The organism is Lunatimonas salinarum (genome assembly GCF_017811155.1).
GTDB classification, from domain to species: Bacteria; Bacteroidota; Bacteroidia; order Cytophagales; family Cyclobacteriaceae; genus Lunatimonas; species Lunatimonas salinarum.
This window is the reverse complement of the sequence record NZ_JACVCV010000011.1, coordinates 195,286-212,216: the sequence shown is the minus strand read 5'-3', so window position 1 is coordinate 212,216 and position 16,931 is coordinate 195,286. Positions and strand designations below refer to the sequence as shown.

14 protein-coding genes are annotated in these 16,931 nt (G+C 46.4%); 3 read left to right on the top strand and 11 right to left on the bottom strand.

The features are described 5' to 3' along the window. From IAQ59_RS14935 to IAQ59_RS14925, 3 genes are all read left to right on the top strand, one after another. On the top strand, window positions 1-190 hold a 190-nt coding region (locus IAQ59_RS14935), incomplete at its 5' end, for a hypothetical protein (protein ID WP_209331625.1). 57 nt (window positions 191-247) lie between these two features. After that, window positions 248-571: a hypothetical protein gene (locus tag IAQ59_RS14930; RefSeq protein ID WP_209331624.1), complete on the top strand. Its 324-nt coding sequence runs from the start codon at window positions 248-250 to the stop codon at window positions 569-571. Between the two features lie 143 nt (window positions 572-714). Beyond that, a complete protein-coding gene (locus IAQ59_RS14925) occupies window positions 715-2,613 on the top strand; it encodes an ABC-F family ATP-binding cassette domain-containing protein (protein ID WP_209331623.1) in 1,899 nt (632 codons plus the stop codon). A gap of 39 nt (window positions 2,614-2,652) precedes the next feature. Here the strand turns inward: IAQ59_RS14925 and IAQ59_RS14920 are convergent, their stop codons facing one another. The 11 genes from IAQ59_RS14920 to IAQ59_RS14870 all read right to left on the bottom strand — a co-directional run bounded on the left by IAQ59_RS14920 (window position 2,653) and on the right by IAQ59_RS14870 (window position 16,738). Beyond that, the gene (locus tag IAQ59_RS14920) at window positions 2,653-5,076 is read right to left on the bottom strand and encodes a TonB-dependent receptor (RefSeq protein WP_209331622.1); all 2,424 of its coding nucleotides are present in this window, start codon (window positions 5,074-5,076) and stop codon (window positions 2,653-2,655) included. Between the two features lie 280 nt (window positions 5,077-5,356). Then, window positions 5,357-6,211 carry a nucleoside phosphorylase gene (locus tag IAQ59_RS14915; RefSeq protein ID WP_209331621.1) on the bottom strand — a complete coding sequence of 285 codons (855 nt, stop codon included), beginning with the start codon at window positions 6,209-6,211 and terminating at the stop codon, window positions 5,357-5,359. After that, complete coding sequence (gene trhO / locus IAQ59_RS14910) at window positions 6,198-7,187, bottom strand: oxygen-dependent tRNA uridine(34) hydroxylase TrhO (protein ID WP_209331620.1); 990 nt, start codon at window positions 7,185-7,187, stop codon at window positions 6,198-6,200. The genes IAQ59_RS14915 and trhO overlap by 14 nt, the downstream gene beginning before the upstream one ends. A 62-nt stretch (window positions 7,188-7,249) precedes the next feature. Further along, window positions 7,250-7,885 carry an acetyltransferase gene (locus IAQ59_RS14905; protein WP_209331619.1) on the bottom strand — a complete coding sequence of 212 codons (636 nt, stop codon included), beginning with the start codon at window positions 7,883-7,885 and terminating at the stop codon, window positions 7,250-7,252. A 52-nt stretch (window positions 7,886-7,937) separates the two neighbouring features. After that, entirely contained in the window at window positions 7,938-9,260 is a 1,323-nt protein-coding gene (locus tag IAQ59_RS14900) for a DUF2851 family protein (protein ID WP_209331618.1), read from the bottom strand. Between the two features lie 125 nt (window positions 9,261-9,385). After that, on the bottom strand, window positions 9,386-10,201 hold the full coding sequence (gene pyrF, locus IAQ59_RS14895) for an orotidine-5'-phosphate decarboxylase (protein WP_209331617.1): 816 nt from the start codon (window positions 10,199-10,201) through the stop codon (window positions 9,386-9,388). A 35-nt stretch (window positions 10,202-10,236) separates the two neighbouring features. Beyond that, the gene (lolA1, locus tag IAQ59_RS14890; protein ID WP_209331616.1) at window positions 10,237-10,890 is read right to left on the bottom strand and encodes an outer membrane lipoprotein periplasmic chaperone LolA1; all 654 of its coding nucleotides are present in this window, start codon (window positions 10,888-10,890) and stop codon (window positions 10,237-10,239) included. A 20-nt stretch (window positions 10,891-10,910) separates the two neighbouring features. Beyond that, complete coding sequence (locus IAQ59_RS14885; protein ID WP_209331615.1) at window positions 10,911-13,391, bottom strand: FtsK/SpoIIIE family DNA translocase; 2,481 nt, start codon at window positions 13,389-13,391, stop codon at window positions 10,911-10,913. A gap of 49 nt (window positions 13,392-13,440) precedes the next feature. After that, window positions 13,441-14,490 (bottom strand): quinone-dependent dihydroorotate dehydrogenase, encoded by a 1,050-nt coding sequence (locus tag IAQ59_RS14880; protein ID WP_209331614.1) that lies wholly within the window; start codon window positions 14,488-14,490, stop codon window positions 13,441-13,443. 133 nt (window positions 14,491-14,623) lie between these two features. Beyond that, the gene (xerD, locus tag IAQ59_RS14875; RefSeq protein WP_209331613.1) at window positions 14,624-15,526 is read right to left on the bottom strand and encodes a site-specific tyrosine recombinase XerD; all 903 of its coding nucleotides are present in this window, start codon (window positions 15,524-15,526) and stop codon (window positions 14,624-14,626) included. Between the two features lie 72 nt (window positions 15,527-15,598). Beyond that, window positions 15,599-16,738: a Gfo/Idh/MocA family protein gene (locus tag IAQ59_RS14870; RefSeq protein WP_209331612.1), complete on the bottom strand. Its 1,140-nt coding sequence runs from the start codon at window positions 16,736-16,738 to the stop codon at window positions 15,599-15,601. Window positions 16,739-16,931 lie beyond the last annotated feature (193 nt).

The window sequence follows — 16,931 nt, the reverse complement described above, 5'->3', positions numbered from 1 at the left end:
CCGCCACATTATTGAAAAGCCCTTCGTGAAATCGAAGGGCTTTTTTGCGTTTAAGCGAAGATTGGTAGGGTTGGACAAAGAGGGAATTGTCTCTTTTTTTCTTCCGCATCCCAATACATCGTGCAACATACGTGTCTACTATCCGGCAAGTATGTTCTTTCAAAATCCCCATTCGCTTTTTCCTAGCTAAAACCGTTGTTCTTACCTATATTTCGTAGGCTTTTCATCCGTTAAAAAAGACTGGGATATGGAAAAAACTGACAAATCATTCGAAGAAATAGAAAAAATCCTGCAAGATGTAGGGAAGAAGATCGAACACCTTATTGAAAAGGGGGCGGAAGCTTCTGCGGAGTTGCGGGATGAGATCGAGGAAAAGATTGAGGAGTTGAAGGGAAAGCGGGATTCTTTGGAGAAGGAATTTGAGGAACGCAAGGCCTACTACAAAGAAAAATACCAAGGTGCGCGCGAAGAGGTGGAGCCGCGAGTAAGTGAATCACTGAAATACCTCAAGGAAGCCTTTCAGGCGTTAGGAAACGCGATCAATGCACTGATGAAATCGAGCAAGGAGTAGTCGTGATTTAATAGGGTCTATCTTTCAAGCGAGATTCCCCCCGATAATCTGGGACAAGTTGTGATCGCTGAAAAATTGCGATACAAACATGAAATAATGAGAAAACGGTATTTGCTGGCAAAGTTTTGGTTAATTTTGCCCCCATGAATTACCTATCAGTAGAGGGACTAACGAAGTCGTACGGGGAGCGGGTGCTCTTCCAACAAATTTCTTTTGGAATCGATCAGGGGCAAAAAGTGGCCCTTGTGGGTATAAATGGCGCGGGTAAATCCACGCTCATGAAAATTATAATGGGGGTAGAGGTGCCGGATGCCGGCACGGTCGCTGTGAAGCAAGGGGTGAAAGTATCCTATGTCAATCAAAATCCCGTTTTTGGACAAGGCTTGACCATATTGCAGGCACTTTTTGAGGATACCACCAATGAGACCTTGCAGGTCATCAAAGCTTACCAGCAAGAAATGCTGGCGTCTCAGCGGGGTAATGATAATCAGGATAAACTTCAGTCGATTTTTGAAAGAATGGATGCCCTTCAAGCCTGGGACTATGAATTTCAAGTGAATGAAGTATTGGGAAAGCTTGGGCTCCATGATACCGGTATTTCTGTACAGGAGTTAAGTGGTGGGCAGCGGAAGCGGGTGGCTTTAGCCAAAGCGATCCTGGAGCGGCCCGATCTAATGCTACTAGACGAACCGACAAACCACTTGGATTTGGAAACGATCGAATGGCTGGAGGAGTACCTTTCTAAAGCCAATCTATCCCTCCTAATGGTGACCCACGACCGGTATTTCCTGGAAAAGGTGACCAATCAGATTTTGGAGCTCGATGATAGCCGGATATTTCGGTATGCGGGTAGCTATAGCTATTTTTTGGAAAAAAAGGAGGAACGAAAGCAGGTAGAACTTTCCGAGCAGGAAAAGGCTAAGAGCCTTTACAAAAAGGAGCTGGATTGGATACGAAGGCAACCCAAAGCTAGGGGTACTAAGGCCAAATACCGAGTGGATGCCTTTGAGAACACCAAGGAAAAGGCTTTTCGTAAAAAGGACGAACGGGAAGTTACCTTAGAGGTAAAGACCAGCCGTCTCGGCAAGAAGATCATCGAAATCGAGGACCTTTCCAAATCCTACGAAGACAAGCAGATTCTCGATAAGTTTAGTTATACCTTCAAACGGGGAGACCGAATCGGCATTGTGGGGCCAAACGGTGCCGGGAAAACAACGTTTTTAAAGCTTCTTACCGGAGAAGCAGCTCCTGACAGCGGAAGTATCAGCATCGGAGAGACTACGGCATTTGGTTATTATCGTCAGGAGGAGACGGCTTTTGATGACACCAAGAAGCTAATTGATATCGTGAAGGATGTTGCCGAAGTAGTGACATTGGCGGGAGGGAGTACGATCACCGTAAGTCAGTTTTTGACCCAATTTGGGTTTCCACCCAAGCAGCAGCATACGCCTGTGGGCAAGCTAAGTGGTGGAGAAAAACGGCGTCTTCAATTGTTGATGATACTGATCAAAAGTCCAAATTTCCTTATTTTGGATGAGCCTACGAACGACTTAGATATCGTTACCCTGAATACGCTCGAGGATTTTTTGGATCAGTTTCCGGGCTGTCTACTCATTGTGTCCCACGATCGGTATTTTATGGACCGGTTGGTAGAACATATCTTTGTGTTCGAGGGTGAAGGAGTTGTAAGCGATTTCCCCGGCAACTACACCGATTTACGAGAGTACCAAAAGGAACAGCGAACTGAAGCCAAAGACGTAAAGCGTACTTCGGAGCCGGAAAAGGCTATAGAGACATCATCTTCCTCCTCCGGTTCGGCTAGAAAAGCCAGCTTCAAAGAGGTGAAAGAATTTGAAGCAATCACGCAGTCGCTAGAAGAGCTCACGCAGAAAAAGGAGGAATTGGTGGGTGAACTAAGCTCAGTAGGTGAAAACCATACCCGCCTCTTGGAACTCTCAACGGCAATGCAGCAACTAGAAGATGAAATTGGCACACTGGAAATCAGATGGCTGGAACTAAGCGAACTGGATGGGATTGAGTGACCCCTCCCTCCAGTTTAACGATGCCTTAAAAGTTTCGGTCTAAAAATCTCCGTCGTCAAAATCATCATCTCGGTCTCGACCGCCGTTGCTTTTCTCCTTGAATCCTCCAAATCGGTAGGTAAATGCGATCGTTCCAATCCGAGTTTCCCGGTTGTAAACGCGCTCCTGTACGAACCGATTATCTTCATTGGTGATCCGGAAGATTCCTGTATTGAAGATATCACTTACATTGAGACTAATGGTGCCTTTGTCATCAAGGACGTTTTTGCGAATACCGGCGTTCAATCCCCAATACGGTTCGATTTGACCCTGTGGCAGCACGATTGGGCCCCGGTAATTTCCCTGTACCTGAAAGGTGAAGAGGTTAGGTATGGCCATGTTGGAAAGCAAACTAACCGTCCAGCTGTAGTTGCTGTTGTTAAAGCCCTGTTCGATATTGTTGCCAATGATCTCTGAATAGAAGAAATTTCCCGATACCGTGGCATCCCACCAGTTGGCCAATTGCATTTGGTTGATAACCTCCAGGCCGGTCGCATTTCTGCGAAGGGCGTTTTCCCTCGTTTGTATGGCTACATTGTTGTCGGTAAGCCGTATGACCCGGGTGTGAACGTTAGTGGACACACGGTGATACACCGTGGCATTAAAAAGAAATTTTTCAAAGCCTTTCATGTAGCCAAATTCATAGCTATCGGTAAATTCGGGCTGCAGAAATGGGTTGCCCACACTCAGATTTAACAGGTCACGCACTCGATACAAAGGTGATAGTGACCACATGTTGGGCCTGCTGATCCTTCGGCTGTAGTTTGCGGTAAATTCATGCTCTTGGCCCAACTCATAGGATAGGTAAAGGCTCGGAAACAGGTTGAAGTAGTTATTGACAAAAGGTTCCGATCGGCTTGCTTGCGTACCGGTTGTCTCGGTATATTCTCCCCGAAGTCCCCCTTGAAATCCCACTTTTCCCATGCGGTTTCGATAACTCACGTAAGCGGCATATACCTCTTCGTCAAATATAAAGCCGTCGCTGATGGAGTCAATGGGTGTTGGGATGAATGCGTTGTTTTGGTCGCCCTGCATAAATTCCTGACTCCGATCCCAGAGGGAGAACGTACCCTTCAATCCGGTTTCTAGGCTACCTCCATCTGGAAATGGCTTGATGTAATCCAACTGAAGAACGTAGAGGTCACTTGTCTGCGGGACGGTGTTGATCTGCTGTAGATTGTTTGCAGGAACGGCTTCGTTTGATTCATTGAAAAACAACTGTTCGTAGTTTTCTACTTGGGTACGTTCGTCTCTGGAATAGGATAGTGAGGTGAATAACCGTTGCCCCAGTGTATCGATATCCCAATTGTAGTTTACACCGGTTTCCGCATTAAAGCTTTCGCGGGTATCGTTTTGATTTCGAACAAATAGGCTGTCCTGCTGATTTAGGCTGTTAAGGCTGCGTTGGTTGAGGTTGTTGAATCCGGTTCGGTCCCGAAAGTTACCCTGCGCATAAAGGCCAAAGGTTTGGTTTTCAGTGATATTGTAGTCTATGCCAGCCCGAATCAAGTGGTTGCTGTCGAATCGTTCGCCGTAGGAATCCTGATCCAAAAATGGCGAAATGCCATTTATCCGATTTTCGCGGAATGCGTCCGATTCTCTAAAAGTTCTCCGGTCTTGATAATTGTAGGAACCGTAGTAGTTGACTTTTCCTGCGCCGTAATTTAGATTTACTCCTGCATTGTACTTATCTCTCGTACCTGCTGACACATTTACCTGGCCATTGAGACCAGTTTTTTCGTTCTTTTTTAAGATGATATTAATAATTCCTCCCACACCGGCGGCATCGTACCGAGAGGAAGGGTTGGTGATCAGCTCCACGCTCTTGATACTGTTTGCGGGGAATTGGGCCAAGATTGATTCCGCATCGTCTCCCGAAAGATTGGAAGGACGGCCATTGATGTAGATTAAAATATCGCCACTGCCACGCATACTGATACCCCCCTCGTCGTCCACTTGGATGGAGGGTAGGGTTTCCAGTAGTTCTGATGCCGTTGCGCCTTCTGCGACCACACTGTTTTCTACATCGTATCTTCGCTTGTCGATGTCGGATTCAAAGATGGAGTTGACGCCCTCTACCACCACTTCCTGGAGATTTGCGGCGTCCGTTACAAGTTTAATGACTCCTAAGTTAACATTTCGGCGCTCCCCCAACGTTAGGTTTTGAAAGTGGCTTTCGTAGCCAATAAAACCTACTCGAAGGATGTATTGCCCGGGTTTGGCTTCGAAATCAAAGGTTCCGTCCAGGTCACTCATACCTCCTGTAATTACCGAAGAATCCAATTGGGAGAGGAGGGCTATATTTGCAAATTCCAACCCTTGACCACTGCTTTCTTCGATGACCTTTCCACGGAGGGAAACGTCTTGGGCTTGGACTTGGGACAGCGTGAAAAAAAGGATTAAGAAATACGTAAATTTGATCATGGCATTAAAATTTCGGCTAAACAGACTATTGTCATCCAATCGGCTAACAATAAGAGGCTACACTTGGGAGATCAGAATGCAGAAGGTCACCCACAAAAGTTACTGTTATTACCCCCATGTAATGTTAAAACCCCTTATAAATCAAATTGTTTGATATATGTGTATATACAATTAATGTACCGTAGAGCTCGGTATTGAAGGCTATTATTTGAAGAAAAAGTGCAGCCGGATGAACGGTGAATAAGTAAAGGGAAAGGTAAAATTATTGTCGAAATGACGCTTAAAAATTTTCCAATGTGTGTAAAATCAGCCTGTCTATTACCTCGTCAGCCTGTTCGGAAAACGTTCTTTCAATCCTATTGGCCACAATGGCATTTAGGCTAAGGACTTCGTGACCGAGCATACGGCCCATGGCATAGTAGCCGGCTGTTTCCATTTCAAAGTTCGTTAGCCGGTTCTGTTCGAATGAAAGTTTTGATAAGGTACTCATCATGTCCGGGAGGGCGGGTTTGATACGGACCTCCCTTCCCTGTGGGGCAAAAAAGCCGGGACAGGTAACCGTCATGCCCTGCAGCAGGTTATTGGCTAAGCGACTAAGTAGGTATTCGGAACCTTTGACACAATAGGGTTTGAAGGGTAATTGTAGACAAGTTTGCACCTCGGTGGCAATGTGTGATTCGTAAGCATTGTATTGGATGGGATAGAAGGTCATCAGCGAATCCAATCCTACTCCAAAGGTGGATGCCAGGAGGCTGTCTACTGGAACATCCGCTTGGAGACTTCCTGATGTCCCTACCCGCACTATTTTCAATGTAGTATGTTCCTGTCTAGCAATTCGGGTTACCAAGTCCACATTGACGAGTGCGTCAAGTTCTGTCATGAGGATTTCGATATTGTCGGTACCCATACCGGTGCTAATGACGGAAAATAGTTTTCCTTTGTAATAACCAGTGTGGGTCACGAACTCACGCTTCCTGCCCGAGTAGATGATCTCGTCAAAATACTGCGAGACCAAGGGGACACGATCGGGATCTCCGACCGTAATAATACGGTCGGAGAGGTGTTCAGGCTTTAGGTGCAGGTGATAGATGCTTCCGTCCCTATTTATGATCAGTTCAGATTCAGGAATTGGCATTGGCCTGACAGGGAGTAGTGGGCTTGTCAGACTTCCGGTAAAAGCCTTTGTAAGGATTGTATCCTACCGTATTTTTTTGGTAGTAACCGGTGCCATCGTAGGGCCTTTTTTCTGGGTGTTCGATGCATTCAGTAGAACAGGCACCTTGGTATTCCCAGCCACAGGACTCACATATCGGAACATGAATGTTGCATACGGGATTGGCACAGTTTACCATGCGATCCGATTTGGTACCGCAAACATAGCAGGTAGAGACCACCGTAGGATTCACTTGGTTTACATCTACTGCCACCCGATTGTCGAAGACGTAACACTTTCCTTCAAAGTCCTCTCCTCCTGCTTCCATCCCGTATTTAATGATCCCCCCATGGAGTTGGTACACGTCTTCGAAGCCTTGATCCAGCAAAAAGGCAGAGGCCTTCTCACACTTGATGCCCCCAGTGCAGTAGGTGAGAATTTTCTTGTTTTTTAAGTGGGCGAGTTCTTTGACTTTTTCAGGAAAATCCCGGAAGTTCTCTATATCTAGCCGAAGTGCATTCTTGAAGTGGCCCAGCTTGTGTTCGTAGTCGGAGCGCACATCCAGAATCACCACATCTTCCCGGTCTTTCATCGCTTTGAATTCCAAGGGTTCGAGGTGCTTGCCTGTTTTTTCCCTCGGATTGAGGTGTTTCAGACCGGAATGCACGATTTCATCTTTGGCCCGCACATGGATTTTAGCAAATGCATGCTGATCGTGGGTATCGATTTTAAATTCGGTATCAGCAAAGCGGGGGTCTGATTTGACGTAGTCCATGTACCGTTGGCAGTCAGCCTCTAGGCCCGATACGGTGCCATTTAGACCTTCGGAGGATACGATAATTCTGCCCCTAATATTGTTTTCAATACAAAATAAATGATGCTCCTCTCTGTACGCTTCAGGGTCTTGAATTTGCGCGTAACAATAATAGAGCAGAATGAGGTATTTCTCGTTTTCCATGACGTAAGCCCTGTTTCAAGCAGGGTGTTTAGGTGATTCGATTTGGATGACTTTGGTTAACTTTATTCCAGTTTTTTAGCGGGATTTCCGAATACAGTGGCTTCGTCCTCTACATCAGCGATGACTAGGGAACCGGCCCCTACCCGGGCATTTTTACCGATTCTAACGCCAGATACGATGATGGCACCAGAACCTATGAATGCGCCTTCTTCGATTTTAACCCCGGAATTGATGATGCTACCTGCTCCTACCTGTACGTAGTCAGCTACTTCTACTAAATGCTCCAATAGCGCACCTGAGTGGAAAATGCAGTGGCTGCCAATCACGGACCCGGTTCCCAATGCTACTTTGGCGTTGATAAAATTTCCATGACCTATGGCAGCGTCCGTAGAAATATAGGCTGCTTTATGTACCGCATTGATAGGTTGCATTTTTCGACGTTCGTTGAGCAACTTTACCAAATACTTTCGGTGACTTGGGTCGTCTACGGCCACGAATGCTTCACATTTTTTCCCAATAAGCTTTAGGAACCCATCATCTTCTGTACTACCCAGCACAGACACATGGTTGATTTCTTTTTGATGCATGGATTCATCTTCGTCCAAGAAGCCGTAAACGATCACATTGTGGCTATTGAAGATCTCCAGTGCGGGATGTGCGATCCCTTTCGCTCCTAAGATGATGACGGGTTTTTCCATGCGGTTCTTTTAAGCATGCAAAATTACGGCAAAAAGAGCTCGGAAGCAATATTCATTTCCCGGATGGTCGAAGCAGGGACTGCCCTACTTTACAGTCCAAGCATTTTCTTCCCTTGCAGTAGTGATTATATAAGCCGATCATTCCCTGCGAGTCGAATGCCTGTACTGGTTTCCAGCCTACCTTTTCGAATTTACCGGTCACCGAGTTGGATTCGGCGGGGATTTCCTGAAGCATACCGAAGCATTTTTCCTGCCAGTCTAGGTTGTCCATAAATTTGCCATAGGCATACCAAAGAGGAATCATGAAATTCATAGCTAGCAGTGACAAGGTTCCGGAAGTTACGGATCGTTTGGAGTACTTTTCAGAAAGCTTTCCAAAATGGTAATGGCTGTGCCAATATGGAGAGACTGTGAGTTGGAATATGGCCGAAAAATCACTCAGACCGCTCGTTTCATGTATCACTTGGGAAAATATATGGGGACTATTGGATAGCAGTGCGGCCAATTGGGCCAAACGAATCGTTGGGTAGTTGGCGGGCCGAACGCCCATAAACTTCCATTCGGAGGGATATAGCTGAGGGCTTAGCCCGTATTTCTGTCGGTAGAACTGGTATTCTCTCACCAGGCTATCCACGTAGCCGTCAGCAGTTCCCGGTGTAAATAGTCCTTCGCTGTAGCCACTTAAGAGTCCCGATTGGCCAAAAAGCAGGGCTTCCTGTGCCACATGTCGGTCACTGTGTCGTTTGATCAGCTTGTAGGGGAGGCTTTTGGCGAGTTTGAGCATGGCCTGTTGATTGGTTTTGAAACCAAAGCACCAAAAGAGCCATTGGTAGGTAGTTTCCTCCCAGTCTTGCTTGTTTTCCGCGAGCAATTCCAAGACCTTGAGGCTTTTCTCTTCCATTCGTTCGATCAAAGATTTTTCCAGCATGGAAAACTTCAGGATATCAGGAACACTTTCCAGCTGTCCACTGCAGAGGATGTGGCTGGGTGAGGAGAGAAGACGTTCGTAATTACGAACCACGTCCAAATACACCTTTCCGCTAAGGGCTAATGTAGGGATGGTCGTCCCATCTTTTCGTTGGATTTCCACATCGTGTTCCCATACTACATGGAGTATCACACTATTGTAGGCAGGATCATGCTGGTGGTCGTGGGCTTTCCAATCAGAAGACTTGAGATGGATTTCTACATGGCCAAAATAATCCACGTTGCCTATACGTATATGAGCTTCTTTGAAATCAGGACCCTCGTGATGGTTTTGGTATCCAATCTTGAGTATCTGAAGCTCGGCATGGTCTTCGGACACACACTGCCTTTTGTCGAAGTACTGGTATTTCCAGACCAGATGAAGAAAGTCTTCGTGAAAATTTGCCATAAAAAGTTGGTTAAAAGCGCTCCATTAAGGTATGAAAAAATTTTTTTAAGCAAAAGAAGGGCTGTGCAAAAAATCTTGCGCAGCCTATTTCTTTTTACTTGGTATAAAGGATATTACGCATGCTTTTACCTGATTTTCTGCAAGGAGTCGGCCATTTCATTCCGAAGTTTGAGCGCTTCTTTTTCGGCAGCTTGGGCAAAATCTCTATCCGATGAGGCGTAGATGATACCCCTTGAGGAATTGACCAAAAGGCCCACTTCTGAGTTCATCCCATGCAGCGCCACGTCCTGTAGGGATCCGCCCTGTGCACCGACTCCCGGAACCAAAAGAAAATGCTCGGGAATTAACTTTCGCACTTCTGCGATCTTTTCCCCTCGGGTAGCTCCCACTACATACATCATGTTCTCCGGTGTTCCCCAATCTCTGCTTTTAAGTAAGACTTCTTCAAAAAGCTGTCTGCCACCTTGGTTACTAAATAGTTGAAAATCAGTACTTCCTTCGTTGGAAGTAAGTGCAAGCAGGATGACCCATTTATCTTCAAATCCCAGAAACGGTGTGACGCTATCTTTGCCCATGTACGGTGCAACGGTGACCGCATCGGCTTGCAGCGTATCGAAAAAGGCCTTGGCATACAGGTTTGAGGTATTGCCTATATCTCCGCGTTTTGCATCCGCAATTTTCAAGACAGAGGAGGGGAGGTAGTCCAACGTTTTTTCCAGACTCTCCCACCCCCTAGTGCCCAGGGCCTCATAGAAAGCGGTATTGGGTTTGTAAGCAACGGCGTAATCGATCGTTGCATCGATTATTGCTCTATTAAATGCAAAGAAGGGGTCTTTTTCCTTCTGCAAATGGGCAGGTATTTTTTCCATACTCGGATCCAAGCCAACGCATAGGTAGGACTGTTTCTCCCGAATTTGGGCAATTAACTGATTCTTATTCATAGGTCGAAAAGTTCTGTCTAATAGGTGTTGCTCAATCAGCGAAGGTCGATCACCTCGACTTTGCTATTCGCGTTTAAATCAAATACAAAGTATTCGTTTGGGAGGAGCTCATTCTTACGTACCTCCTTGAATTTGTATAGGAAAATGCCACCCACATCATCTTTGATCTCCCAGGCTAGCAGGTCTTTTTGGTTTTTCTCGATATACAGTTTGACCTCCTTAAATTGCGAGCCTTTTTTATCTGTGGTGAGTAGGATTTCGTAAACAGGCTTTCGATCCATGGTTTTTTCCCCCAACAATTTGGAGGCATAACCCCGCTGATAGATGGTGTAAATATTGGAAGGGGTAAGCTCATCACTGTCTTTATCGACACTGTTGATAGTCACTTCTTCGTATTTGCTGGATTTAATATAGGTCCAAACGGTATTGCCATCGTTATAAATTTCCTGATCATCCAGTACCAAGCGGTATTTGTCTCCCTTAACGGAAACCTCTCCGGTATTTGTTTGGATCACGCCCTCCGTATCGGTGGAGTAGGAGTATTCAAAGGTAGCTTTAAATCCGTTTAGCTCCTGGTAACGCTCGCTGACCTCGGTTAAAATAGTTTGGGCACGTTGGTCGGTCTGCCCGAGAAGGTCCAGCATCACGGCTGTGGTCAGGAAACTGAGTAAAATAACTGATTTCAACATCTTTACGGGTTACTTAATTGTTATAGGCTATTCAATAATTGTTCCAAACTAGTTTCGTCCTGAATGAGAACCTCTCTGGCTTTGCTGCCTTCGAAGGGGCCCACAATTCCGGCTGCTTCCAATTGATCCACGATCCTTCCGGCACGATTATACCCCAGCTTGAGCTTACGCTGAATCAGCGACGTGCTGCCTTGCTGATGTCTTACGATCAGGCGCGCCGCATCGTCAAACAAGGGGTCACGATCCTCTAAGTCGATATCACCGACCCCGCCATCTCCATCTTCACCGACAAACTCTGGTAGTAGGTATGCGTCGCTGTATCCCCTTTGCTCACCAATCCAATCGCAGACCCGGCCCACTTCGGGGGTGTCCAAGAATGCACATTGCAAGCGGATCACATCCGAGCCCATGGAAAGCAACATATCACCCATGCCGATCAATTGCTCCGCGCCCCCCGCATCCAAAATGGTGCGGCTGTCGATTTTGGAGGTTACCCGAAAAGAAAGCCTGGCCGGGAAATTTGCTTTGATAATACCTGTGATCACATTTACGGAAGGACGCTGTGTAGCGACCACTAAATGGATTCCGATGGCCCTGGCAAGCTGCGCCAAGCGCGCAATGGGCCCTTCAATTTCCTTTCCCGCAGTCATCATCAGGTCTGCCAACTCGTCTATTACCAAGACAATATAGGGCATAAACTGATGTCCTTTCTCAGGGTTTAGCTTTCGTGCAACAAACTTGTCATTGTATTCTTTTAGATTTCTGCAACCGGCGTCTTTCAGTAAATCGTACCGATTGTCCATCTCTATACACAGGGAATTCAGTGTGTAAATGACTTTTTTGGTGTCTGTGATGATAGCTTCATCGGCATTCGGGAGCTTGGCCAAGAAGTGCCTTTCAATCTTGTTGAACAGCGTGAGCTCTACTTTTTTGGGATCTACCAATACCAGTTTGAGCTGGGAAGGATGCTTTTTGTAAATCAATGACGCCAGGATCATGTTCAGTCCGACGGATTTTCCCTGACCGGTGGCCCCCGCCATCAGTAGGTGGGGCATTTTGGCCAGATCTACCACAAACACTTCGTTGGAGATAGTCTTCCCAAGTGCTACGGGCAGGTCCTTGTCGCTGCGCATGAATTTTTCCGTTCCCAATACCGAACGGGCTGCCACGAGTTCCCGGTTTTTGTTGGGTACTTCAATGCCTATGGTACCCTTGCCGGGAATCGGTGCAATGATACGTATTCCCAGCGCCGCCAAACTCAGTGCAATGTCATCCTCTAGGTTTTTGATTTTACTGATTTTTACGCCGGGATCTGGAATGATCTCATAGAGGGTAACCGTGGGGCCAATCGTCGCCTTTATTTCCTGGATACCTATCTTGAAGTTGACTAGGGTTTCCACGATCTTATTTTTGTTCTCCTCTAATTCTTGTCGGCTTACCGTTACCCGCTGCTGATCGTGCTCGTTCAGTAGATCCAACGTGGGATACTGGTAGTTAGGCAGATCCAATGTTGGATCGTAAGGAGAAAGATTCTCCACTTTGTCCGCAGTTTTTTCCGTTCCTTGCGGAACCTCGACAGAAAATCGGTCTGATGCCGTTTCGTTCGTTTCCTCCGCTTCCTGCTTTTTTTGGGGAGTGGGGTCTAATCGCACGGAAGTGTCTTTATCTTTCTGGACAGGAGCAACTTCGTTGGTGTGTACCTTCCATGTGGACTCGTCGGGGATTTCATTCAATGCTTCTTGGCCGAGTTCTTCTTCCTCCAAGCCCGCTTCCTCTTCCATGGGGGGTTTTTCGGAGTATCTACTTCTGTTGACAGCCGAAATATCGTTATCGCTGCCGTCCAACGTACTTCCTTTTTGGGAGTCGTGAAACCAACTAAGCCGGTCAATGTCGTAGAAGAAGATGATAAATATTAGCAAGGAGGCAAAGATGATAATTAGGGTTCCCCAACCCAAAAAGCCGTCTGCCAACAACGCCAGTTCGTATCCTAGGCCACCACTGAGAAATCCTAGGTAACTGACACCATCCATCAAATGGACCACGTACCCCAACAAAAGGGCTAACCAACAAACAAAAAATAGGGCAAATACACTGAAGCGGGACAAGGACATCAGGCTTTTTTTGAACGATAGCCTAAAGCCCACTAGAAATAGAAACGGTGGAAAAAATAACGCACCCAATCCAAACCATCGGAAAATAAACTGGTGGGCAATCCAAGCCCCTGTGTAACCTAGCCAGTTTTCCACCTCTCCTAGCCTTGTAAACACAGGTACACCCTCGTTGCTGACCACCACGCTTTGATCGGCTTGTCCCGAGAAAAGATAACTCAAGAAAGCCAACGTAAAAAAGACGGAGGCAAAAATCAACAATACTCCAGCCGCAACCACCCAGCGTTTGTCCTTTAAAAAGGCTAAACGGAACCTTCTGGGTGTCGTTTTTTGACCCGTAGATCCTTTTGAATTCTTGTTAAAAGTGCTTTTTTTATAGGTGTTAGCAGCCATTTATTCCCAGTTTGTACACTTTCAGCTTAAAGTAAGCAAAATTTCAATGTTAATTAGGTGACTTCTGATAAAAACGGGACAAGCCCTGTTTTATTTTTTTTACCAAGCAGGGACCCTCATAGATCATGCCCGTGTAGATCTGGACCAAGGACGCGCCAGCCTGCAGCTTTTCCAAGGCATCCTCCGGGGAAAATATGCCTCCAACGCCAATAATCGGAAACTTTCCCCCGCTTTTTCCGGAAATGTATCGAATGATTTCAGTACTTCTTTCCCTTAGTGGCCTGCCACTGACTCCTCCGGCTCCAATGGTTTCCAATTGTTGGCGATCGGTGCTGAGGTTGCTCCGGTTTAGCGTAGTGTTGGTGGCGATGAGTCCGTCTATGCCCGTCTCCAAAACGATTTCCACGATATCATCGAGCTGACCATTGGTAAGGTCCGGGGCAATTTTTAACAAGATAGGCTTCGGATTCTCTTTTTGGTCATTTGCGCTTTTTACTTCGGTGAGCAGTTTTTTTAAAGGCTCTTTTTCCTGCAATTCACGCAGGTTTGGGGTATTCGGGGAACTCACATTTACTACGAAATAATCCACGTGCGCATGTAGCGCCTCCAGGCAATACAGGTAGTCGCCTACGGCATCCTCGTTTGGAGTTACCTTGTTTTTACCGATGTTGCCACCGATCACAATGCTCGATTTTCTCTTTTTAAGCCGTTTTACCGCTTTCTCAACACCACCGTTGTTGAATCCCATTCGATTGATGAGGCCTTCATCTGAGGGTAAGCGAAACAAGCGAGGTTTTGCATTGCCTTCCTGTCCTTTTGGTGTCAAGGTGCCAATCTCAATAAACCCGAAGCCTAGCTTTGCCATGTCGTCAATGACTTTTGCATCCTTATCAAACCCCGCGGCAAGGCCAACTGGATTTCTGAACTTGATGCCAAAAACCTCCCGTTCCAATGACGGGTTTTCAAATCGGTACATTCGCTCAATAATCCATCCAATGATGGGCAGCCCAAAGGTTTTTCGGATCCAAGAAAAGGTGATTTCGTGGATTTTTTCCGGAGACTGAAGAAATAGTATGGGCTTGATGATTGATTTATACACGGGGGCTCAGGTTTTTTCAAGTTGCTAAATTATGGTTTTAATGTGAAAAAGGGTTAACGCCGTGGCTAAATAATATCGATTGTCAAATCCGGGGATGGGTAAAAAGTACTTGTAATCAGTTGCTTATTGTTGGCTATCTCCGAGGATGAAATTCATTCAGCACTTGGCGCAGATAATCCCTGTCCAGGTGGGTATAAATCTCGGTGGTGGTTATGCTCTCGTGTCCTAGCATGTCCTGCACGGCCCGAAGATCAGCGCCTCCTTCTACCAAATGGGTGGCAAAACTATGGCGAAACGTGTGCGGGCTGATGCGCTTGCGGATACCCGCCTCTGCGGCGAGTTTTTTGATGATCAAAAAGACCATCACACGCGTCAATTTTTTTCCTCTACGGTTCAGAAATACAAAGTCTTCGTGCCCTTTCGCCACAGGCTGCAGGTGTCTGACCTCTTTTAGGTATAAGTTCAGGTATTTTTTTGCATCGGTACCTACAGGGACAAGTCGCTCTTTATTTCCTTTTCCCAAAATCTGTAAAAACCCGATCTCTTCATAAATCTGGTTTACCTTTAAATTAACCAATTCGGATACACGAAGGCCTGAACTATAGAGTACCTCTAGCATGGCTCGGTTTCGGTGCCCTTCCGGACTTCCCAAAGGGATCATTTCCAGCAGCCGTACGATTTCTTCGTAGTTAAGTGTTTCTGGCAGTTTTCGGGAGAGTTTTGGCGATTCCAGGAGCTGGGCGGGGTTTTCCGTAATTTTATCTTCGTATACTAGGTAGTTGAAAAAGGCTTTTATTCCTGAAAGGATGCGGGCGTGGCTAAACTCGGAAATTTGCAAGTCGGCCAGCGTGGCTATAAAAGGGCGAAGATGTTCAATGCGGATATCTTTTGGAGCGACATGGGGATACCCATTTTGGATAAAGCGGGAAAGCTTTTCGACATCTTGACGATACGCCAAGATCGAATTTGTACTGAGCGATCGTTCAATTTTAAGGTAGTATTCGAACGCCCGAATTTCTTTCTCCCACTCGTTCATATGTCAAATGTATAAAAGAAAAAGGTCCGGTAAATAAACCGGACCCCTTTTTAGCTGATTTTGCTAAGGGTATTACAGGGAAACCCTGTTACCTGTTTCCGCACTTTTTAAGATAGCCTCCACGATGCGGATATCCCGTAGGCCTTCTTCCCCGGGTACCCTAACAGCCGTATTTTCCAAAATCGATTTGGCATCGTTGTCCATCTGCATGGCTTGCTGCATGGGGACTTCATAGGGATGATTGATTTCACCCAGGGGACTTGTACCTTTCACGCCGGCGTAACCAGAGAAAGGCTCCATGGCGAGGGTTCCATCTTCGCATTCAACAGTTAGGAAATTGGTGTTTTCGGCAAAACTCGTTTTGATTTCCGCCATCACGCCTCCGGGAAACTCCAGCACGGCCTCTACAACGTCCGCAAGGCCATCTTGATAAATGTCAGGGCGAGTGGATGTTGTTTTTGCCGAAACAACGGCGATTGGCTCCATTCCGGTTCCACAGCGGGCGCCTTGAATGGAGTATACTCCCATGTCGTAAATCACGCCACCTCCCATTTCCTTTTTTTGCTTCCAGTGGTCGGTGCGGTTTTCACGGTATCCTGCGGCACATTTTAGGCTCTTGACTTTGCCTAGCTTGCCCTCGTTGATGATTTTTCGGTATTCCTGCGTATTTGGCTCATGATGAAGCCGGTATCCAATGGTAAGTTGCACGCCATTCTTTTTGCAGGCGTCGATCATGTTTTGACATTCTTGGGACGTAACCGCCATGGGCTTTTCGCACCAGACGTGTTTGCCTGCATTTGCAGCGCGGATAACATATTCTTCGTGCATGGAAGGAGGTAACACGACGTAGATGGCATCAATATCAGCGTTGTCTTTGATGCTGTCGAAATTATCGTAGTTGTAAATGTTTTTGTCCGGAATGCCGTATTTTTCTTTCCAGGCCGATGCCTTGGAGGGTGTTCCTGTCACGATTCCGGCGAGGTAGCAGTTTTCGGTGAGTTGCAACGCGGGTGCTAGCAGGTCTGTACTATAATACCCCAGTCCGACGAGCGCCACCCCAACCTTACTTTTTTTAGTAGGAGGCGTATCTCCTTCTGCTGCTGTCTTTTCGGTCTTTTGTGTGCAGGAGACCAGGATACCGGGTGTCAATAGGGCCAGGCCGCTGCCTACCGCCATTGTTTTGAGAGCATCTCTGCGTTTGTTTGATTTCATGGGTAGTATTGGTTATCGGTTAACAAAGGTTTGATAGCTTTTTACCGGTATTCCATATGTCCGATAAAAACGTCAATATACTAAAAATATGCCTCCGTTCAACAGACCCGGCGTGTTCGTTCTTACCAATAGATGTACCTTTGCGGGGTTTGCATTTGTCTACCCCTTTAAAATAGCCTAATTTTACAGAAAT